Source organism: Stanieria cyanosphaera PCC 7437, assembly GCF_000317575.1.
In the GTDB taxonomy this organism is placed as follows: domain Bacteria; phylum Cyanobacteriota; class Cyanobacteriia; order Cyanobacteriales; family Xenococcaceae; genus Stanieria; species Stanieria cyanosphaera.
Map to the genome: position 1 here is coordinate 942,903 of NC_019748.1, position 19,893 is coordinate 962,795.

A 19,893-nucleotide genomic window follows, 5' to 3' on the forward strand; every position below is an offset into this window, starting at 1 on the left:
CTTTTAGTATTGTGTAGCTCAAAAATTTATTATTGAGATTAAAAAAACTTTATTTTTGAGGGAAATAATACTTCTGTTCCTGGAATATGTCCAAATATTTTTAAAGAATATTCTATTAGTTCTTCATGATTAAATAATTGACGATATTGGTCATGATCAAGCAACTGTTTCCAGCGATTGTTTACATCCATTTGATTAGCTTTACCATCTAAGTTACGACCATCAAAAGAACTACCTCCACCACAACCAGAAACATTATCAATTCCAGCATCAGTAAAATTTATATCTAGTTGCTTGGCTATTTCTTGCCGATAATCTTTATTTTGTACCCATAAATTATAATTAATGCAAACTTTATTATGTTGTAAATAATTAGTTTCATTTAAAAATTCTCTGGCATAATCTAGCCATAACTCTATTGATGTTTTAGTTTTAGATTTAGTAGCTAAAAAATTATTTTTGATTCGACTAGCAAATAAATTAAAAGGATCTCTAATGATTAATACATCGTATCTTTTGTTTGTTTTGCCTAGATATAAATCATGTTTAGATTCAAATAACTGACTAAATATTTTTTCTAATTCATAGTCTTCATAACTATAAAGCAAACAATCTTTAGGAGTAAGCTCGCCTTTAACCTGTTGTTTAAAATTATTAATTGACCATTGATGTTGAGGAAAATAGTAACTTAAATTTTGATATTTATATCGATAAGGATTTTCATTGACTTTAACATTGTTAAGATGCCAAACACTTCCTTCTTGTTGGGCTTGCATCCAGGAAAGAATAGCATGATTACCAGTTCTTCTCATGCCAGCTATTCTAATTTCTTTTTGATTAACAGTTTTTAACCAATAATCTTTTTTAAAAATATTCCTGAATAAATCTTCTGCTTCATTATTAACTTTCTGTGAGAAAGTATGCCAAGCAAAACCTGGTTGATTAATTACCTTAGAAATTAAATTAATATAATTCATAACTAACGAATCTAATAATTATTAAAAAAAGTAAATTACCCTTATATACAGTTATCAATTAACTATCAACTAAAAACAGTAGGTAATCGAAGTAACACTATCACAACAATAAACAATAACTATATTACTTTAAAACAAAAATTATCCAGCAACTTGTCTTACTTTTTCTGAATAATCTTTTGCACGAAAATATCGAAAGAATTGTAAAGCAAACTGTCGCCAACTTAAAGGTAAATAAGACATAAATAAACCAATTTTAGTGCGCAAAGAACTTCCTAAAATCTGTTGAGATTGTTGTAGTAATTCTCTCCCTTTAATAACTTCTCCCTTTTCAATTAATCTTAATCCTAAGCCTTGCTGAATACCAGCCAACTTTTGTAATCTGATTTGGGCTAACTCTGGATCGTTAAAATGATAACTTTCAATGCAAAAAGCTTTAGCAGAAAGAAAATGAATATCCTGTTTTAAACTGGTTTGTGCGCCATGAAAACGATATTCCATTAATAACTCTGGTAAAAAATAACCTTGTTTTCCTGCGATCGCTAGTCTAACTAAAAGATCGAAATCTTCGCAACCATCAGCTTGTGGACGCATATAATCTACTTCTTGCAAACAAGCACGACGAAATAAAGTAGAACCAACTTGTAAACTTTGATGCAAAAAAGTCTCTCTCAATAAATCAGGGATTAATCCTTCTTTAAGACGAGATTTGCCCCATTTTTCCGAATTAGCTTGAGTAGCAACTTCATCTCTTTCACCTTGAGCATTAATAATCCAGTGATCGCTACAAACAAAATCAACTTCAGGATAAACATCCAAGATCGCTACAGTTTTAGCCAAAAACTCAGGTGCGATCGCGTCATCGTCATCAAACTTAATAAAATAATCTCCTACTGCTGCATCAAAACCAGAACGCATATTATGACTACGCCCGATATTTTGTGGATGTCGAATATAGCGTAGACGTACATCTTGCCACTGACTTACTATTTGAGGAGTATTATCAGTCGAACCATCATCGCAAATAATTACTTCAAAATCGCTATAAGTTTGTTGTAAAACGCTGTTAAGGGCATATTGAAGATAATTAGCACGATTATAAGTAGGAATTACAATAGTAACTTTGGGCATTGGTTCAACTAAGTCAAGCGAAGAATTAGTACTGTTATAACTTTTTAGTTTCCTCTCGTCTTCTTGAGAATTTGTTTATTTACACACAACTTAGTATTAGAATCAGCAGCAGTTAAAAAGCTTGAATCATCTGTAACTTCTACTAAGTCAAAAATCAAAACTTATAAAGCATACGTTTTAAAAACAAATAAACTGTTAGCTTTTAGCCCAAAGCTTTCTAATTGTGTTCTATTCAATTGAAAAACGCAGTAAATTTTTTTTGTAACAGGTCTAATCAATAGGGCGCAATGCGCCCTGAAAAAATTAATCTATGTTGATTGCCGTTGGTGCAGAACCATTATTTTTGTTAGGACTACCAGAAGCTTTGCGGTAATCTGCATACAAGCGATCGCGCCAAGTAAAGAAGGGTTCGTAAGCGATATTATCTGCTAACCCTGGAATACCTTTACCTTTGAGTTGTTCGGGAAGATCGAGATAAGAACCTTCAGGGAATTTGAGGATCATAGTTAATCCTGCTACTGCCAAATCTGCCAAAGTAGGAGTATCACCGACTAAATAGGGGCGATTTTCTAAAATTAAACAAAGGGCTTCTAAATCTTGTTGTAGTCCTTTTTTGGCTTCTTTAACCGCATCACCACCTAAACCGACTCCAGTACCTAAAACATCTAATAAATCTCCAGGAATAGCACTTACTAAAGTTTTGAGGAAATCAGGAGTTTGTTTGGGTAAAACTGCGGTACGAAAGTTTTGATTTTGATTTAAAGCACCAATTAAAGCTTTTCTGCCTTTGATGCCAATCGATTCATCTGCCCATTCTTCAATTAATAAACACTGCCCTCTCGCTACAGGATCGTCAGGAATAATTGGTCGCTCTGGATATTTCTGATCTAGATAAAAAGCGATCGCTGTTGAGTCAGCCACATAGGTATCACCATCTTTTAAAACTGGTACTTGTCTTTTCCCAGTCTTTTGCATTAGTTCTATTTGTCCAACGCCAGGAGTAACTTCAATTTTGCGATATTCTAAACCCTTGTAATCTAAAATCAGACGTACTTTTTCTGAATATTGAGATAATTCAAATTGGTATAGCTCCAGCATCGCTCTCACTTTTTATAAAAGTTAACAATAGTTAATTTAGCTTGTTTGACACGATTGCTACATCAATCTCAAGTTGAGATCAATAGTTTTGTTTCTGAGTGGTTAACAAAAGGCAGGAGTTAGAAAGCAGTAGGCAGAAGTTTTTAAGGACACCTCGTGCATACAGCCCCTCCAGTAGGCAGAAGCTTTAAAAAAATATATAGCTTACTGAACTGTTTTACCCAAAACACGGATAAATTCTAGAGGCAAACCATCACAATCAGCAATAAAAGCTACTTCATAAACGCGATCGCCAATCATTTGTTGAGTAGGTTCTAATAAAACTTGTAATGGTTGAATTGATTCTTCTGCTTGAGCCAAATTAAGTTTAAGCTGCTGTAACCAGGAAGGTAAATCTTGGGTAACCTCGCTCAAGTCAAAAGAAAGATGATAGTAACCCACATAATGCTCATCCCCAAAAGCATCAGGGGCTGGTTTAGGTTCAGGAATTTGGATCAGTTCAATTCTGCCACCTAATCCTTCCATCCAACAAGCCAGGGTGTAACCTGTCGTAAAACGCTCGTTGACAGTAAAACCCAATTGTTCGTAAAATGCGATCGCACGATGGATATTTGCCGTGCGGATAGAAACATGATGCATCATTCAAATAAACGAAAATAGGGATAATTACGAGGTACTCCTGGTTCTTTTTCCAAAGAGAAGTTGATCACTTCCCAACAAGGATCTGCTGGAGTTTCAGAACTAAACACCACAGGTAAACCGTATAACTTAGGAATTTTACTGTCACCGTTTTCTCGCCAAGGATGACTTCTTTCCAAATAAGCATTAACTAAGTCTTTATAACGACTAGCAATAATCACTTTGGTAGCTCGATAGCCTTCGGTATAAAGTCGATCCAAAGCTTCATGAATTTCAAAGCGAATTCCATCAGGGTGGGTATGCTGTCGATACCATTGATTTTCCCATCTGCGCCATCGCCTTCCAGAAGGAAGATGAATTAGTTCTTCTGTATCAGGATTAGCCTCAAAAGCACCATGACGAGGACACAAATAAGTATCTGTCAGTGTCAAAGCGGAAATGACTTGACGACAGTGAGGACATTTAATTTCTGGACCAAATATAGGGTATTGTAAACCTGAGTTCATTATTATAGGGTTTTTTATTTACCTTATAACACGCGCCTGTAATCCTAGCTTGTTTATCATAATGAATCAATCTTCCTTTTCAGTCGATCATCCATTTTGGTTACCACCAGATGTTTCCCAAGCAGCTTTTATTGCTGCCAATGCAGTCGTTATGGGGCAAGTTACTCTGGCTGCTGGTGCTAGTGTTTGGTATGGCGCAGTAGTACGAGGAGATGTGGAACAAATCGTCATTGGTAAATGTACCAATATTCAGGATGGGGCAATTCTGCATGGCGATCCTGGTAAACCAACTATCCTAGAAGATTACGTTACCGTAGGACATCGAGCCGTAATTCATTCAGCTTATATTGAACATGGTTGTTTGATTGGCATTGGAGCAGTAGTGTTAGATGGAGTTAGAGTAGGTAGAGGTAGTATCATTGGTGCAGGCTGTATTGTCACTAAAGATGTAGCACCTCATTCTTTAATGGTAGGAGTTCCTGCCAAAAAAGTTAGAGAACTTAATGAAACCGAAGTCGCAGAATTAATCGAACACGCCCAAAAATACGAAAAATTGGCTTTAGTTCATGCTGGCAAAGGCACAGACTTAGGCTTTATCTCCAAGTCTCCTTGACAAATAGTAACAATTTGCTAGAAAAACTGCGAAAATTAAGATATATATATAAATTAATCAAAATATTTTAAAATAAATTAAGGGTTTTCAGAGGAGATTGAATTATGGATTGGCGTTTGATAATCGTTCTTGCTCCACTTATCGTTGCTGGTAGCTGGGCTCTTTACAATGTTGGTACGATCGCTTTAAGACAAGCACAACAATTTATCGGTAAAAATTCTTAAATAGTAATTGATTTTGATACAAAATTTCATAGATTGCCTCATAATCACATTTGGGGCAGTCTTTTTTTTGTAGAGGACGGGGCGTATAAACCCTCGAACCAAGTTCGAGGGACAGCCCCTCCAATTCATGAATTGCCCCTACGGTTAAATTCCATGACTTTTACCAATTACCCAATGACGACGGAAAAAACGAGCGAGGGAAGTTTCTTCTAAAGATAAATAAATTGGTCTACCATGAGGACAGGTACGAGGATTACGAGTGCTTTGCCATTGATCGATGAGATTTTGCATTTCTGGTAAACTTAAAGGTGTTCCGTTGCGAATGGCACTCCGACAAGCGGTAGCTACTTGGGCAGATTGTAAATCTCCTCCCAAACTAAGTTCGATTAAAGCTTCATGGCAGTCATCTCTTTGCGCTAGTAAAGCAGGAGCGTTTCTAGCTGCCCAGATTCCTTCTCCAAAGGGTTCTATTTCTATTTTTAATCTTTCCAATTGTTCTAGTTGAAAAAAATTTAAATTATTTAAAAGAATGGGTGTTTTTAACGGTATTAATTGCCAATGATCTTGGATTTGTTCGTATAAAACTCGTTCATGAGCAATATGTTGTTCTACTAACCAAAAACCACTCGAATGTTCTACAACTATATAAGTTTTATTAACCTGGGCAACTGCTTTAAGTTGAATGAGATTTAATTCATGTTTTGGTTTTGTTTCGTTTGGTTCACAATTATAAGAATTTTTTTCCTCGGCAACTTTTAATAATTTATTAACTCGTTGATTGACAACAGCTAAAGGAAGATTAATTGGTGTGATAGTTAAAGCTTTTTCGATTGCTTGAGTAACTTGTTCTTGCCAATCAGGAAGATAATGAAGATAAATTTCTGTTTTGGCTGGATGACGATTCCAATCAACTAAATGAGAAGGAAGATGAAGATGAAGAAAACTGACAGGATAGCGATCGCGTGGTACGTTTTTCGCCATACTTGTAATGATAGTTTGTTCTAATTCTGGAAGTCGGACAATCCTACCATTAACTGCAATTTTAACCCAATCGGGTCGATGACGGTGACAGCGATCAGGTAAACCAATCACTAATTCTAGATTAGATTTGGCTTCTGATTCTTCGGGGACAGCAACGTCTAGCTTGAGAAATTGTAAATCAGTTAAGTTAACTCTTTTAAGAATTTGAGGTAAAATCTCTTTAGCTGTCATACCAGGACTAAGATTAAACCAAGGCTTTTGATTCTGCCACACTTGCCAAGTAATCCCAGGATGAGTTAAAGCTAATTGGTGAATAATATTTTGAACTAATTTAATCTGTTGATTAACCGAAGGTAAGGCGCGACGACGCACAGGTAAACTAGCAAATAAATTAGCCACGGTGATAATTGTACCAGAAGCGATCGCAACAATTTCTTCTGTGACGAGTTTTCCTTCTTGATAAGCTACTCGCCATCCTATTTCATCGATAGCAGCACGACTAAAAATTTCTAATTCTGCTACTTGAGCGATACTATGTAAAGCTTCGCCACGAAATCCTAAACTATTAATCTTCCATAAATCTTGGCGATCGCGAATTTTACTGGTACTATGAGCATTAGCACATAAACGTAGATCTTCTACACTCATGCCTTTGCCGTTATCTGTTACTTGTAATTGCCACAGATTAGGCATCAAAGAAACTGTAATTCTAGTTGCTTCTGCATCCAAAGAGTTTTCTACTAATTCTCGCACTACTGCTGCCAGAGAATCGATTACTTCCCCGGCTGCAATTAAATTAATTACATCTGGAGGTAAAGTCTGAATGATCGATGACATGAGAATTATTTGCTCTTATTTGTGCTTAAATACAATCAGCGAGAATAAGAGGATTTGAATTATAACGCAAATAGTTAGAACTTTGCTTAATGTTTTTCCCTTTTACCTTTCAATTTTTAACAGTATCATTAGAATGAGTTAAATAATCTTGAGAAATCTCCCACGCAGCATTAATTAGTTGCATAGCACGCTGCGAACCATCTAAATCGGGATGATGTTTTAAACTCAGTTTACGATAAGAAGAACGTCCAAAAGCAACAAAAGCCAGAGAACACCAAATTAAATCTAACTCATCAATAATAAAATTTTGATAGGTTTGATATTGGTCTAAATATCGAACTACCATTTGTTTATAAATTGATTCTGCATGAGGTAAAGCAGCTTTAATTTTTTCAATAGTTAAAAATGAATCTTCACTATTGTGCTGATCAGAAGCAAGATTAAAAATTAATTCTTCAGTTTGCTGTTGCTCTACGAATGTTTTTTGCTCGGAAAAATTATGATCCTTAAAAACTCCAGTTAAGGTGTCTTGAGCCAGAGGAATCGGCAAAGCAGAATATAATGTTTGTAATAATTCTTGATTATCCTGGCATTCAGCTTTTAAAACTTGAAATTGCTGAGAAAAAGCAGCTATTTTTGCTAATTTGGCTAATTTTACTTTGATTTCCTCTGCTTGACGATAAAGCTCAATTGCTTCTCGATCTAGTTCGCTTTGGCGTTGATATTGTTGCTGGATTGTTTGTTCCAACTCTTGAATAGTTTGATTGATAGTTGCTTGTTCTTGTTGGTTTTGTTCTTCTTTGACTTGTATTTGTTGCAGTTGAGATTGTAGTTTAGCAATCGCATCGACAAGATTCATTGGAATTAGCTAGTAATTATAGAAGATTAATATATCAGTTGTTTTTATTTTATTTTATTAATCTTTTTAGCAATTTTTTTGCTTAAATATTTTGCAATTTCATTAATTTAAAGTGAAGTTTAAGTAAATTATTAACTATAGCAATAGGAATGGAGAATAAGACATCTGTAAACCTGATCTTTACTTAGTAAGCTAGCTAATTTTACACAAGCTTTTTATACTTTACTTCGACAGTTAAATTAATTGTTTTTTTTATAGATAATTAAGGACTGTCAGAAAGAATAAGGAGAAATTTAAACCTTTGGCGATTTCAGAATTAGAACAAACTATCATTACAAGTATGGCGAAGAACTTACCACGCGATCGCTATAGCTGGATTAACCCCCAAAACTACGCTCGCGACAAAAAAAAACTTCTTCATGATCGAGAGAATCCCCCACTAAAGTTGGCGGGAGTCGTCAAAATCCTAAATCTGCTTTAGCGGTTTCGGCTGCTGCAAAGACTTCTTCATTAGGAAGTTGTCCCCAATCAGGATCGCCTATTTCGGCATAAAATTGACTATCATAAGCACGGGTACGGACTACCACAGGCATCGGAACAGCATGACCCAAAACTAACGCTTGTTGTTTAGAATCTAATTTAGCTAAAACTGATCGCAATCCTTGTGCGCCTGAGACTCCTGTAAAGATCGCATCAATGTCTTTTTCATCGTTGAGTAAACAGGTAATCCTAGTTCCAACTTGAGACATGACTTCGTTATCAATTCCTGAAGGACGTTGATCGACAATTAATAACGTAACAAAATATTTACGCATTTCTCTAGCGATCGTACCAAAGATGGTTTGATGAACGATCGCAGAATCAAGAAAACGATGAGCTTCTTCAATGGTAATGACTAATTGACGAGGACGATCTAAGGGATTTTTAGATTGCAAAAATTTGTCTGCTTTTTTGACGTAACTGGCATGGATACGTCTGGTGATCATATTGGTTGCCAGCATATAAGAAAGCATATTTGATTGCGAACCAAATTCTACAACTACGTGTTTACCAGCATCGAGAGATTCTAAAATGCGATCAATATAATTAAAAGGACAGGTAGAACGAAGATATTTGAGAGTTTCAAAACGAAGTAACTTACGTTGCAATGCCATGATAGATCCTTGATGTCCTTGTTTTTCCTGACAGAACATCTTGATATCTTCATTAGTCATATTCATCAGTTGAATGATCCAAGACTTACCAAATTCATTAAACAAAATATTGGCATTGTCTAAACTAGCATCGGAAATACCTAATTCTCTGGCAACTAATTTAAGATCTTCAATTTCAATTTGATCGTAGCTCAGATATAATTCTTGAGATTCTCGAACCCCACGACGTTTAGTAGATTCGGCATCGAGGGTATAAATTTCAACTTGTCCGGGAAATAACTGACGCAAACCTTTAACCGTACTAACCTTTTTTCCTTCTTGCATCGCTTCCCAACCGTATTCGGAGTGCATATCAAACATTAAATTGACGGCTGCACCTTTACGAATAACTCCAGAAATCAACAAACGGGTTAAAAAGGATTTACCTGTCCCCGATTTGCCAAAAACTCCATTACTTCGTTCGACAAAACGATCTAAATCAATACAGATTGGTACATCCATATCCAAAGGTTGACCGATTGAGAAATTACGACGATGAGGATCATTTTCCCAACCAAAAACCGTATGAAAGTCTTGTTCACTAGCTTCGTAAACTTGACTAAAATGAGAAGGGATAGTTTTAACGGGAAGTAGTTCTAAATCAGTACTGGTTTGAGCTTCAAAGGAAGCTAGTTTACTTTTTTTAGATTTAGGCTCGATTGGTATTGTCGGTAAATCTTTTTGAGTCGCCGAAGGCGTTAACATCAACATCGGTGAAACTTGGACTGTGCCATAAGTACCGCTTCCTGCCAAAACATCTCGCAAAAAAGAATCTTCCATAGCAGGAGGATTAGCCAAAATTCTTTCACTAGCTGCACCCAAAGTAACATCTGTCAGCAAACAGAAAAAAAGCGATCGCGTTCCTCTGATCACTAAAAATTTTCCGACTCGCATATCTTCAACCGAGACATCGGGATGTAATCTTACTTCTAAACCCTTTGTTAACGAGCCTTGAATAACCGAACCGAGAGGCAAATCTAAATTCATGTTTGATCCTAATGCGGAATGGGACAATTATTGCTCCAGACTTAGTTTGGCTGTACTAAATAGTAACAATTAAATTAATGAAATAGATAAACAAGCTTTAAATCTAACAGCTAAATTTAGTCACGAAGTTATCATTAAAGTCCTCGCGATGCACCTAGGCAACATCTGTTCCTAGTTATAAGTTGTATTGGCGTAATTGATCGCGATCGCGACTTTGAGCTAACATGAAGTCTGCTAAATATTTGCTACGAATGGCTGATGCACAAATGCGGAGACAGATTGATGTGTAGCATTCTTTTTTCTATTTCATATAATTTAACTAACCAGCCTTTAGCTCTGAGTAATAGCAAAGGTTCAAAAACAATCAATTATCAACCAAAAACCAAAGCATTGAATCGTATTTTATCAATTTGAAAACTATATATAAAAACCAGCAAAAACACTGATTATTTTTCCTCTTAAACTAGTTACATTTTACACAGACAAATAGCCAGAAAAATAGCTAGTTTAGCAACCAAATAAGTGCGAATTAAGTAAAAAACTGATTGTTAAGTTTCATTAGTTATCGACAAAAAACATTTATTGTGAATTTTCTCAATTGAAATAAAAATACTCCGTTATTGTCTTTTTATCGTACTGCTTGATATGTTATACATCAAATTAAGCTCTTAAATTAAATCAATCTATTATCATAAACCAAAGCAAAAATTAAAGAAGTAATATAGTTAACCAAAGATAAGTGTCATCGCAATTAATTTGATTTAAACTGCATAATAGTAGTTCAGTTATTGAACCAAAGAATTTGGGTAAGCGTAGACACTATATTTGAACAGCAGTGTATGGCTGACAGACTTCAGCAGAGAAAGTTGATGACCAATGTTAATCAAGACTTAGCAATTGCTCAAACAGTAGCCTTAATTACCCGCTATGGGTTTGATTTGGGAACTTTTACTGTTGAAGAATTAATGGAAAAATGGCTCAAAAGTTTTCATTCTAATTGGATTCGTTTAGCTACTATTGAAGCTCTTTATTTAGGTAGATATAAAGCTGTTTCTATCGAACAAATTTTAGCAGTTTGGTTACGCTTGGGTAATCCCAATACCCATTTTACTCATGAATTTGAAAGATTAATTTCTCGAAAGTTACCTAGACATTTAGCAGATTTATCCGACGAATTTGTAGAAACTACACCCATTGATCAAAAAGCGCCAGTATCAAAAACACATCTTAATTTACTGTTAACTTCTCAAGAGCTTTTATCAAGCAACGAAAATAAAGTATTGCAGCAAAATTCATCTGAGTTACCCGAAGAAGAGATAACTAATATTGAAGCAAAAAACCAACAGTCTAACTATTTTTCTCCCTCACCCACCAATCAAGAGACGGGAGCAGAAGTGAATTTTCAAGATTTATACGCTTCACCCGATACAGAATCTGAAGAATTCGATGACTCGACGGGATCCCAATCAAACTTTTCTCCTGCCTCTGCCCTAGGACTACCTCATCAGCCTAATAACTCACGCAGTAAACCAGAACAAAAACTTATTCATAAATTTACACCATTACCTGATTTTTCTACTTTTTATCACAAACTTAAAACCTTAGCGCAACGAAAATTAGAAGAGGAATAAAATACATTACAATATGTAAAGCAAAATGATCGGGAAAAAAGCTGAATGCGTGTTGCAATTGTAGGTGCAGGATTAGCTGGCATGGCAACAGCTATCGATTTAGTAGATGCTGGTTGGGATGTAGAAATCTTTGAATCTCGTCCTTTTGTAGGCGGAAAAGTTGGTAGCTGGGTAGATGCAGAGGGTAACCATATCGAAATGGGTTTACACGTTTTTTTTGGTTGCTACTATAATTTGTTTGAATTAATGCGTAAAGTGGGTGCGATTGATAATTTACGCTTAAAAGAACATACCCATACTTTTATTAATGAGGGAGGCAAAAAAGGAGAATTAGATTTCCGTTTTCCTATTGGTGCGCCTTTTCATGGATTAAAAGCATTTTTTACTTCTTCTCAATTATCAGCAGTAGATAAATTAGCTAATTCTTTAGCATTGGGGACTAGTCCAATAGTTCGAGGATTGGTTGATTTTGAAGGTGCGATGAAAACTATTCGTAGTCTCGATTCGATTAGTTTTGCCGATTGGTTTCGTCAGCACGGAGGCAATAATGGTAGCCTCAAAAAAATGTGGAATCCTATTGCTTATGCGTTAGGTTTTATTGATACAGAAAATATTTCCGCTCGTTGTATGTTGACGATTTTCCAATTTTTTGCTGCAAAAACAGAAGCGTCAGTATTGCGGATGTTAGAAGGTTCTCCTCATGAATATCTCCATCAACCCATTATTGATTATTTAGAAGCCAGAGGAGCAAAAATTTATACTCGTCGCCGAGTTAGAGAAATTTTATTTGCTACAGAAGAAAATACTACCAGAGTTACAGGTTTAGTAGTTGCCCAGGGAGAAAACGAAGAAACTATTACAGCAGATGCTTATGTCTGTGCTTGTGATGTGCCTGGTATTCAAAAAGTTTTGCCTCAACAGTGGCGTAAATGGTCAGAATTTGACAATATCTATAAATTAGAAGCTGTTCCTGTCGCTACAGTACAACTACGCTTTGATGGTTGGGTAACCGAATTAAACGATCCTCAAAAACGCCAACAACTCAAACAAGCAGCAGGAATTGATAATTTACTTTATACCGCCGATGCCGATTTTTCTTGCTTTTCTGATTTAGCTTTAGCTAGTCCTGGAAGTTATTATCGCCAAGGACAAGGATCGTTATTACAATTAGTACTAACTCCGGGCGATCCTTTTATTAAAGCAAAAAATGAAGACATTGCTAATCATGTTCTGCAACAGGTTCATAAATTATTTCCTTCATCCAGGGAATTAAATATGACTTGGTATAGCGTCGTAAAATTAGCCCAATCTTTATATCGAGAAGCACCAGGAATGGATGTTTATCGTCCACCCCAACAAACTCCAGTTGCTAACTTTTTTCTAGCTGGTAGTTATACCCAACAAGACTATATTGATAGTATGGAAGGGGCTACTATTTCTGGTCGACAAGCAGCTAAAGTCGTTTTAGATAATATTAAGCAGTTAAAATCTACTCCTTCAGTATCAATAGTTAGTTAATTAAGAGAAAAAAAGCAGGGAAAAAAAAGAAAGCTAACCCTGCTTCCCTACCAAAGCTTTAAACAATTTTAGTTGAACTGATTCAAAGATATTTTGCTGGCTGCCAATAGTTTTTATCTGGCTGTTTTTCTACAAATAATACTAATAGTTTAAGTACTTGTATCTGTACTTAGAACCTTAGCATAGATTTTTTGAACTATGGTTTGCCCGTAGTAACTACACTACTTCCCCATCCAAATAATCAAATTTCGAGCGATCGCGTATTGAGAAGAATCTGATGGTTTAAAAATGCTTTTTCTAACTATAACTTTTGTACAGACGTAGCACCGCTTAGTCTCTACGATGTTTACCTTTTTCAACTAGCTACAATAAAGATAAACTAGTCTTAATCACTTATGGGAGTAGCAACTTTTTGTTTTCAAGGCGAATTAAATTATTTTTTGCCTTCCCATCAAAAAGAAGTTAACTTTGTTCATCAATTCAAAGAACGTCCTTCAATCAAAGATGCGATTGAATCTTTAGGTGTTCCTCATCCAGAAGTTAATTATATTGTCGTTAATCAACAAACAGTTGATTTTTCCTATATTTTACAAGATGGCGATCGCGTTATCATCTATCCTGCTGGGATTGTGCCTGATGTTGTACCAATAATATCTCTACAACCACCGCTACCAACCAAACCAAAATTTATTTTAGATGTACATTTGGGTAAACTAGCTTCTTCTTTAAGAATGCTTGGTTTTGATACTTTATATCGTAATGATTATGAAGATGCCGAAATAGCAGAAATTGGTGCCAAAGAAACGAGAATTATTTTAACACGCGATCGCGGAGTATTAATGCGCAGTGTAGTAACCTACGGATATTATGTGCGTTCCACTAAACCCAGTCAACAAATTGTCGAGATTTTACAACAGTTTAATTTATTGAATTTAGTCAAACCGTTTCAAAGATGTATTCGTTGCAATGGCATCCTCAAAGCAGTTGATAAAAAATTAATACTCGATCAACTTCCCTTACAAACACGCCGAGAAATTGAGCAATTTCACCGTTGTAATAATTGCAGTCAAATTTATTGGCAAGGTTCTCATTTTTCTAGAATGGAACAATTTGTGCAACAGGTGTTATCTAATACTCAATCAAACAGTTATCAGCAGAGGAAATCTGGTTGAAAGAAAAAATTTAATCGTAAACAAATAAGCAATTAGACCACATTGAGTAATGATAGGATTATCTTTTGCTGATATAGGGAAAATAGATGGCAGAAACTTTATTATTTAATGCTCTACGAGAAGCTACCGACGAAGAAATGGCTAGAGATAATACCGTCTTCGTTTTAGGAGAAGATGTGGGTCATTATGGTGGTTCTTATAAAGTTACCAAAGACCTATATAAAAAATATGGTGAATTACGAGTCTTAGATACTCCCATTGCCGAAAACAGTTTTTGTGGCTTGGCTGTTGGTGCAGCCCTAACTGGCTTACGTCCCATTATTGAAGGGATGAATATGGGCTTTTTGTTGTTGGCGTTTAACCAAATTGCCAATAACGCAGGAATGTTACGTTATACTTCAGGTGGTAATTTCAAAATTCCTATGGTAATTCGTGGCCCTGGTGGTGTAGGAAGACAGTTGGGTGCAGAACACTCTCAACGCTTAGAAGCATATTTTCATGCAGTTCCTGGCTTAAAAATTGTTGCTTGTTCTACCCCATATAATGCCAAAGGATTATTAAAATCTGCCATTAGAGATGATAATCCAGTGTTATTTTTTGAACACGTTCTTCTCTACAACCTCAAAGAAGATTTACCAGAAGAAGAATATCTCGTTCCTTTAGATAAAGCTGAAATAGTTAGAAAAGGTAAAGATGTTACCATCTTGACTTACTCGCGGATGCGTCACCATTGTACTCAAGCCTTAAAATCTTTAGAAAAACAAGGATACGACCCCGAAATTATTGACTTGATTTCCCTCAAACCTTTTGACATGGAAACTATTGGTGAATCAGTCAGAAAAACTCACCGCGTTATTATCGTGGAAGAATGTATGAAAACTGGCGGGATTGGAGCAGAATTAGTTGCTTTGATTAACGAACAGTTATTTGATGAGTTAGATGCGCCAGTACTACGGTTATCTTCTCAAGATATCCCAACTCCTTATAATGGTGCTTTAGAAAGACTGACTATCGTTCAACCAGAACAAATTGTGGAAGCAGTTCAAAAAATGATGTCAGTCCGAATTTGATCTTTAGCTTCGGTGGGTTTAACCCACCCTAACTATTGCTAACCAGTTAAACTGATGTGCTTGTTAGAACTTCTCATTTATTTGATCTTAAACGGCACTCGCGGACGCAAGTGAGATAGATACCCTAATTTTATCTGCTATAACACTACGTATTTAGGTTAGGACACGCAAATCTTGTCAGGGCGATTGACCAATCGCCCCTACGATTTACAATAATGTCCTAATCTTTCTTTGTACTGCTATACTTCAATTCTTCTATTTTAAGATTGATTGAAATGCGATCGCAATTTTTAAGACCAACTTGAGATCGCAATAACATTGTTATCTAGAGCTATCCTCACGAATTAATTCAACACGTCAGGAAATTCTCCATAGGTTTCTTGTAGCTTTGTCCGTATCTTATCTGCTTGATGAACGACAAAAGTTTTGTTTTGAAAACGAGATGTTCAAGATTGAATTAGTATTGGCTGATAGTTTATATGGTGAAGCTAGTTTATTTATTAGAACTTTAGACAAATATAAATTATCTTGGGTCTTGGCGATTAGAAGTAACCATGGGGTACTTATGCCATCATCTCAAAGAGTTAGAGCTAACAAGTGGTCTAAATTTGAGCGCATATTTAGTAATCAAACATCAGAAATAAGATCTCTTTCTGGATAAATCGAATTATTTCTTACTCTTTAAATTCGGAGAGTGACAAAAGAGGGTTAAGTTAAGAACGCGATCGCTATTAAAAAAATCTCACTAATGCAACTCACTAATATTGTTAATTATTCAATTGCCTCTCCACCAACAACGACATTTTTAATTCTTAAACTAGGGCCTCCACAACCAACCGCTAAACCGCTTTGTCCGCCTTTACCACAACCGCCAGATTCATCCCAATAAAAATCATCTGCGATCGCTTCAATATTAGCTAGAGTTTTAAATACATTTCCTGAAAGAGTTACATCTTTGACTGGTTCGGCTATTTCTCCGTTACGAATCATCCAAGCTTCTCCAGCACTAAAGGTAAACATTTCCCCATTAGTCATACCTCCCAACCAATTACTGGCATATACTCCTTCTTTGATATTTTGGAATAAATCTTTTACTGGTGTTGTGCCTCGTTCGATCCAAGTATTGGTCATGCGGACAATGGGAGGATAATGGTAATTTAAACAGCGTGCATTTCCTGTGGGTTGTTCTCCTAATTTTCCTGCTGTTTCACGAGAATGCAATCTTCCTACCAAAACACCATCTTTAATTAATTGAGTAGTAGTTGCAGGTGTTCCTTCGTCATCATAATAATAAGAACCTCGATGTCCTTCTGGTGCTGCACCGTCAAAGATTTGTAGTTGGGGACAACCAAAACGTTTACCCATACTCATTACTTCTAATAAATCTGGGTTTTCATAAGCCATATCTGCTTCAGAAAGATGCCCAAAAGCTTCGTGAACAAATAAACCTGTTAGGATTGGATCAATCACTACTGTATAGGTATCACCTTTCACGGTTGGCAGGGTAAGGGCATTTACTGCACGTCTAGCTGCTGCTTCAACTTGTAGATCTAGATTAGTTAAATCCTGATATCCTCGACGTGAACCTGAAGTCTCTCTACCAGTTTGTACTATTTCCCCATTTCTCGCTGTAGCAGAAAAACGCATTTCCAAATCTGACCAAGATTGCTCAATTAAACTGCCGTCAGAAGTAGCTAGAATAATAGTTTGAGTGGTATCACTATAACGAACCGAAGTAGAAATAATACTTTGATCGTAACTACGTAAAATTTGATTATAGCGATCGCAAAGAGCTTTTTTATCTGTTAAAGAAATTAAACGCGGATCGGTTTTGGTTAGAGGTAATTGACAAGTAGCTTGTACAGCTTCTACTGCTGCGATGGTAGTTTCTCCATCTCCCACAATTCTAGCAGCAGCGATCGCTTCTTCGATGCGTTGAACTAAAGTAGATAAATCATTAAAGGCTGCGAAACCCCAACCTCCTTTGTAAAAAGCCCTGACTTGTCCACCCAAAGATGTTCCTTCACTAAGGGTTTCAATTTTTTCTCCTCGCAAGGAAATATCAGTACCTTCTGCTTGTTCGAGGCGAATCGAAAGAAAGTCAACGCGGGAACGATAACGAGTGATTAAATCTGCAATCAGGTTTTTGCGATCGGTGAGTAAATTAGTCATGATTAGGAAGATATCTTGGTTTCTATTTTGATTAACTTGTTGTATTAAACTTTAAGGGTTTAGATTTTCAATTGATATCCTGAGTGTATTTTAGATTTATATTTAAACGATTTTACATTTAATTTACATCATTCAAGACTTAAAAATCATTACCATAACTAAGTTGAACTTTAATTAAAAATTTGCTCAATATCTCAATAAACTTTTAATTTAAAAAACTTAATTGAATTATCATTTATTTACTTATTTTTAACTTTTACTATTGTTAATATTGATTATTATAATTATTTTTTTTAAACCTAATCGTTAAGTTTAGGTATAAAATTTTAAATAAAAATATTATAAAATAACCAAAAAGTTTCCTTAAAATACACTATATTGATTTTTGAATTAATTGAGAATTTTTTACAAAAACTGGATTATGAAAAGCTAATTAGATTTGATTAAAATCAATTAAGTCAAATGAAAAGCTTATAAATTAAATAGACAAAATTGCTAGCAAATTAGATAGTGCAGGACAATGTTAACAAAAAAATTATAGAAATAGTCTTGTCCACACTTTATAAAAAGCAATTCATTCTTTAAAATCTGTCGTCAAGATTCTCGCAAGATCGTTTGCCTCAGAATCTAGAGATATTAATCAAATTTGTGCATCCCTTGTCATTTAGAATGATAATCATTACCTAAAACTCAAATGGTGTGAGGACTGTGACCATGAAACAAAAAATTATCCCCATTCTTGTAGGGATTAGTGGGTTGGGTTTTTCTAATCCTGTACAAGCCCAAACAGCAGATGTAATTCAAGAAGTAGAACAATATTCTAGCGAATCAATCAATCAAGTTACGAATGTCAATCAATTGCGGGATGTATCTCCTACAGATTGGGCTTATGAAGCATTAAGAAGTTTAGTAGACCGTTACGGTTGTATTGTAGGTTATCCCAATCAAACTTATCGTGGCAATCAAGCTTTGTCTCGTTACGAATTTGCAGCAGGATTAAATGCTTGTTTAAATCAGATTGAAAGATTAATTGCTTCGTCTGAATCAGTTGCTAGAGAAGATTTAGATACTATTAACCGACTGACTCAAGAATTTGAAGCTGAACTTGCTACTTTAGGCGGAAGAGTCGATGATTTAGAAAGTAGGACTGCGTTTTTAGAAGATCATCAATTCTCCACCACCACCAAACTAGCAGGAGAAGTAATCTTTGGGTTAGGTAGCGTCTTGGCAGGAGAGGCAGATCAAGTAGCCGTCTTAGGCAATCGTACCCGCCTCGAACTAGAAACCAGCTTCACAGGAAAAGACTTACTCTTTACCCGTCTTTCCACAGGCAACTTTCCCTCCTTTGCCGAAGAAACTGGCACCTTCGCAGGAGACTTAGCCTTTGCCGAACCCGCCGATAATGATTTGGGTTTAGAAGTACTCTTTTATAACTTTCCTCTGGGAGACAAGACTAATATAATTTTAGGTCCAGCAGGAATCGCAGCCGATGACATTGCCAATACCGTGAGTGTCCTCGATGGCGATGCTGCTTCTGGAGCAATTTCTGCTTTTGGCACTCGCAACCCGATTTATTTACCTCCAGGAGATGCTGGGTTGGGAATTATTCATCGTTTAGCAGATACATTAGAACTAAGTGCTGGTTATTTAGCTTCTCCTGCTAATGAGGCAACTCAAGGAAATGGATTATTGAATGGCCCTTTTTCAGCCCTGGGACAAATTACTTTTACTCCTAGTGAAAGTTTAACCATTGCTGCTACCTATGTGCATGGTTATAACCAAAGCGATACCGAAACAGGTAGTAATCTAGCTAACATCCAATCTTTAACTGAAGATTTATTTGGGCAAGCTGTACCCACAGTGAGTAATTCCTATAGCTTACAATTTTCCTATAGTATAAGCACGCGCCTGATTGTCGGTGGTTGGGGTACGTTGAGTAAAGTTACCACTCTTGATTCTTTAGCAGGACAATTGAACCGAGGTACACAGGATGTGTGGAATTGGGCAGCGACTTTAGCATTGCCTGATTTAGGTAAAGAAGGGAATTTAGCAGGAATCATTGTAGGGATGGAACCGTGGGTAACTGATTCAAGTATTGAAGGGATTGGAGATGATGCGGATACTTCCTTACACGTTGAAGCGTTTTATCAGTACATGCTGAGTGATAATATTGCGATTACTCCTGGGGTGGTGTGGGTTTCTGCCCCTGATAATAATCAGGAGAATGATGATCTAGTTATTGGTACTATTCGCACTACTTTTAGTTTTTAATTGCTTTTTCTAAG

Annotated in this window: 17 protein-coding genes and 1 pseudogene; 9 read left to right on the forward strand and 9 right to left on the reverse strand. The window is 35.9% G+C overall.

Annotated elements, in window-relative coordinates:
* Nucleotides 1–38: 38 nt before the first annotated feature.
* From STA7437_RS04120 to STA7437_RS04140, 5 genes are all read right to left on the reverse strand, one after another.
* Nucleotides 39–977 carry a hypothetical protein gene (locus tag STA7437_RS04120; protein WP_015192114.1) on the reverse strand — a complete coding sequence of 313 codons (939 nt, stop codon included), beginning with the start codon at nucleotides 975–977 and terminating at the stop codon, nucleotides 39–41.
* 141 nt (nucleotides 978–1,118) lie between these two features.
* Nucleotides 1,119–2,108: a glycosyltransferase family 2 protein gene (locus STA7437_RS04125; RefSeq protein WP_015192115.1), complete on the reverse strand. Its 990-nt coding sequence runs from the start codon at nucleotides 2,106–2,108 to the stop codon at nucleotides 1,119–1,121.
* Between the two features lie 303 nt (nucleotides 2,109–2,411).
* Nucleotides 2,412–3,206 carry a glutathione S-transferase gene (locus tag STA7437_RS04130; RefSeq protein ID WP_015192116.1) on the reverse strand — a complete coding sequence of 265 codons (795 nt, stop codon included), beginning with the start codon at nucleotides 3,204–3,206 and terminating at the stop codon, nucleotides 2,412–2,414.
* 204 nt (nucleotides 3,207–3,410) lie between these two features.
* Nucleotides 3,411–3,845: a VOC family protein gene (locus tag STA7437_RS04135; protein ID WP_041619138.1), complete on the reverse strand. Its 435-nt coding sequence runs from the start codon at nucleotides 3,843–3,845 to the stop codon at nucleotides 3,411–3,413.
* Entirely contained in the window at nucleotides 3,845–4,351 is a 507-nt protein-coding gene (locus STA7437_RS04140) for a TIGR02652 family protein (protein ID WP_015192118.1), read from the reverse strand. Before STA7437_RS04140 ends, STA7437_RS04135 begins: the two co-directional genes overlap by 1 nt.
* Nucleotides 4,352–4,412: 61 nt before the next feature.
* Between STA7437_RS04140 and STA7437_RS04145 the strand changes: the two genes are divergently transcribed.
* Both STA7437_RS04145 and STA7437_RS04150 read left to right on the forward strand, forming a co-directional pair.
* Nucleotides 4,413–4,964 carry a gamma carbonic anhydrase family protein gene (locus tag STA7437_RS04145; RefSeq protein WP_015192119.1) on the forward strand — a complete coding sequence of 184 codons (552 nt, stop codon included), beginning with the start codon at nucleotides 4,413–4,415 and terminating at the stop codon, nucleotides 4,962–4,964.
* Nucleotides 4,965–5,068: 104 nt separating this feature from the next.
* Nucleotides 5,069–5,188 (forward strand): photosystem II protein Y, encoded by a 120-nt coding sequence (locus STA7437_RS04150; protein WP_015192120.1) that lies wholly within the window; start codon nucleotides 5,069–5,071, stop codon nucleotides 5,186–5,188.
* 144 nt (nucleotides 5,189–5,332) lie between these two features.
* On the opposite strand, the gene mutL is transcribed toward STA7437_RS04150, so the two are convergent.
* Both mutL and STA7437_RS04160 read right to left on the reverse strand, forming a co-directional pair.
* Nucleotides 5,333–7,006: a DNA mismatch repair endonuclease MutL gene (mutL, locus tag STA7437_RS04155; protein ID WP_015192121.1), complete on the reverse strand. Its 1,674-nt coding sequence runs from the start codon at nucleotides 7,004–7,006 to the stop codon at nucleotides 5,333–5,335.
* Between the two features lie 109 nt (nucleotides 7,007–7,115).
* A complete protein-coding gene (locus STA7437_RS04160; protein WP_015192122.1) occupies nucleotides 7,116–7,865 on the reverse strand; it encodes a J domain-containing protein in 750 nt (249 codons plus the stop codon).
* A gap of 301 nt (nucleotides 7,866–8,166) precedes the next feature.
* Between STA7437_RS04160 and STA7437_RS04165 the strand changes: the two genes are divergently transcribed.
* Complete coding sequence (locus STA7437_RS04165) at nucleotides 8,167–8,346, forward strand: hypothetical protein (RefSeq protein ID WP_041619139.1); 180 nt, start codon at nucleotides 8,167–8,169, stop codon at nucleotides 8,344–8,346.
* Here the strand turns inward: STA7437_RS04165 and STA7437_RS04170 are convergent.
* Nucleotides 8,324–10,045 (reverse strand): helicase HerA domain-containing protein, encoded by a 1,722-nt coding sequence (locus STA7437_RS04170; RefSeq protein WP_015192123.1) that lies wholly within the window; start codon nucleotides 10,043–10,045, stop codon nucleotides 8,324–8,326. The two genes, STA7437_RS04165 and STA7437_RS04170, sit on opposite strands and share 23 nt — an antisense overlap.
* Before the next feature lie 839 nt (nucleotides 10,046–10,884).
* Here STA7437_RS04170 and STA7437_RS24670 point away from each other — a divergent pair.
* The 5 genes and pseudogenes from STA7437_RS24670 to STA7437_RS04195 form a co-directional block, all read left to right on the forward strand.
* Entirely contained in the window at nucleotides 10,885–11,676 is a 792-nt protein-coding gene (locus STA7437_RS24670) for a hypothetical protein (protein WP_150109032.1), read from the forward strand.
* 45 nt (nucleotides 11,677–11,721) lie between these two features.
* Nucleotides 11,722–13,194 carry a 9,9'-di-cis-zeta-carotene desaturase gene (gene zds, locus STA7437_RS04180; RefSeq protein ID WP_015192125.1) on the forward strand — a complete coding sequence of 491 codons (1,473 nt, stop codon included), beginning with the start codon at nucleotides 11,722–11,724 and terminating at the stop codon, nucleotides 13,192–13,194.
* Nucleotides 13,195–13,589: 395 nt separating this feature from the next.
* Entirely contained in the window at nucleotides 13,590–14,366 is a 777-nt protein-coding gene (locus STA7437_RS04185; protein WP_015192126.1) for a Mut7-C RNAse domain-containing protein, read from the forward strand.
* Between the two features lie 86 nt (nucleotides 14,367–14,452).
* On the forward strand, nucleotides 14,453–15,436 hold the full coding sequence (locus STA7437_RS04190) for an alpha-ketoacid dehydrogenase subunit beta (RefSeq protein WP_015192127.1): 984 nt from the start codon (nucleotides 14,453–14,455) through the stop codon (nucleotides 15,434–15,436).
* Between the two features lie 439 nt (nucleotides 15,437–15,875).
* A pseudogene (locus STA7437_RS04195) lies at nucleotides 15,876–16,082 on the forward strand (IS701 family transposase); the annotation flags it as partial.
* A 125-nt stretch (nucleotides 16,083–16,207) separates the two neighbouring features.
* Here the strand turns inward: STA7437_RS04195 and STA7437_RS04200 are convergent.
* Nucleotides 16,208–17,608 (reverse strand): TldD/PmbA family protein, encoded by a 1,401-nt coding sequence (locus STA7437_RS04200; RefSeq protein ID WP_015192128.1) that lies wholly within the window; start codon nucleotides 17,606–17,608, stop codon nucleotides 16,208–16,210.
* Between the two features lie 714 nt (nucleotides 17,609–18,322).
* Between STA7437_RS04200 and STA7437_RS04205 the strand changes: the two genes are divergently transcribed.
* Complete coding sequence (locus STA7437_RS04205; RefSeq protein WP_015192129.1) at nucleotides 18,323–19,879, forward strand: iron uptake porin; 1,557 nt, start codon at nucleotides 18,323–18,325, stop codon at nucleotides 19,877–19,879.
* Nucleotides 19,880–19,893 lie beyond the last annotated feature (14 nt).

What these genes read in the sequence shown, in the direction of transcription:
- STA7437_RS04120 (WP_015192114.1), bottom strand. Translation starts at nt 977, where the DNA reads ATGAATTATATTAATTTAATTTCTAAGGTAATTAATCAACCAGGTTTT.
- STA7437_RS04125 (WP_015192115.1), bottom strand. Translation starts at nt 2,108, where the DNA reads ATGCCCAAAGTTACTATTGTAATTCCTACTTATAATCGTGCTAATTAT.
- STA7437_RS04130 (WP_015192116.1), bottom strand. Translation starts at nt 3,206, where the DNA reads ATGCTGGAGCTATACCAATTTGAATTATCTCAATATTCAGAAAAAGTA.
- STA7437_RS04135 (WP_041619138.1), bottom strand. Translation starts at nt 3,845, where the DNA reads ATGCATCATGTTTCTATCCGCACGGCAAATATCCATCGTGCGATCGCA.
- STA7437_RS04140 (WP_015192118.1), bottom strand. Translation starts at nt 4,351, where the DNA reads ATGAACTCAGGTTTACAATACCCTATATTTGGTCCAGAAATTAAATGT.
- STA7437_RS04145 (WP_015192119.1), top strand. Translation starts at nt 4,413, where the DNA reads ATGAATCAATCTTCCTTTTCAGTCGATCATCCATTTTGGTTACCACCA.
- STA7437_RS04150 (WP_015192120.1), top strand. Translation starts at nt 5,069, where the DNA reads ATGGATTGGCGTTTGATAATCGTTCTTGCTCCACTTATCGTTGCTGGT.
- mutL (WP_015192121.1), bottom strand. Translation starts at nt 7,006, where the DNA reads ATGTCATCGATCATTCAGACTTTACCTCCAGATGTAATTAATTTAATT.
- STA7437_RS04160 (WP_015192122.1), bottom strand. Translation starts at nt 7,865, where the DNA reads ATGAATCTTGTCGATGCGATTGCTAAACTACAATCTCAACTGCAACAA.
- STA7437_RS04170 (WP_015192123.1), bottom strand. Translation starts at nt 10,045, where the DNA reads ATGAATTTAGATTTGCCTCTCGGTTCGGTTATTCAAGGCTCGTTAACA.
- STA7437_RS24670 (WP_150109032.1), top strand. Translation starts at nt 10,885, where the DNA reads ATGGCTGACAGACTTCAGCAGAGAAAGTTGATGACCAATGTTAATCAA.
- zds (WP_015192125.1), top strand. Translation starts at nt 11,722, where the DNA reads ATGCGTGTTGCAATTGTAGGTGCAGGATTAGCTGGCATGGCAACAGCT.
- STA7437_RS04185 (WP_015192126.1), top strand. Translation starts at nt 13,590, where the DNA reads ATGGGAGTAGCAACTTTTTGTTTTCAAGGCGAATTAAATTATTTTTTG.
- STA7437_RS04190 (WP_015192127.1), top strand. Translation starts at nt 14,453, where the DNA reads ATGGCAGAAACTTTATTATTTAATGCTCTACGAGAAGCTACCGACGAA.
- STA7437_RS04200 (WP_015192128.1), bottom strand. Translation starts at nt 17,608, where the DNA reads ATGACTAATTTACTCACCGATCGCAAAAACCTGATTGCAGATTTAATC.
- STA7437_RS04205 (WP_015192129.1), top strand. Translation starts at nt 18,323, where the DNA reads ATGAAACAAAAAATTATCCCCATTCTTGTAGGGATTAGTGGGTTGGGT.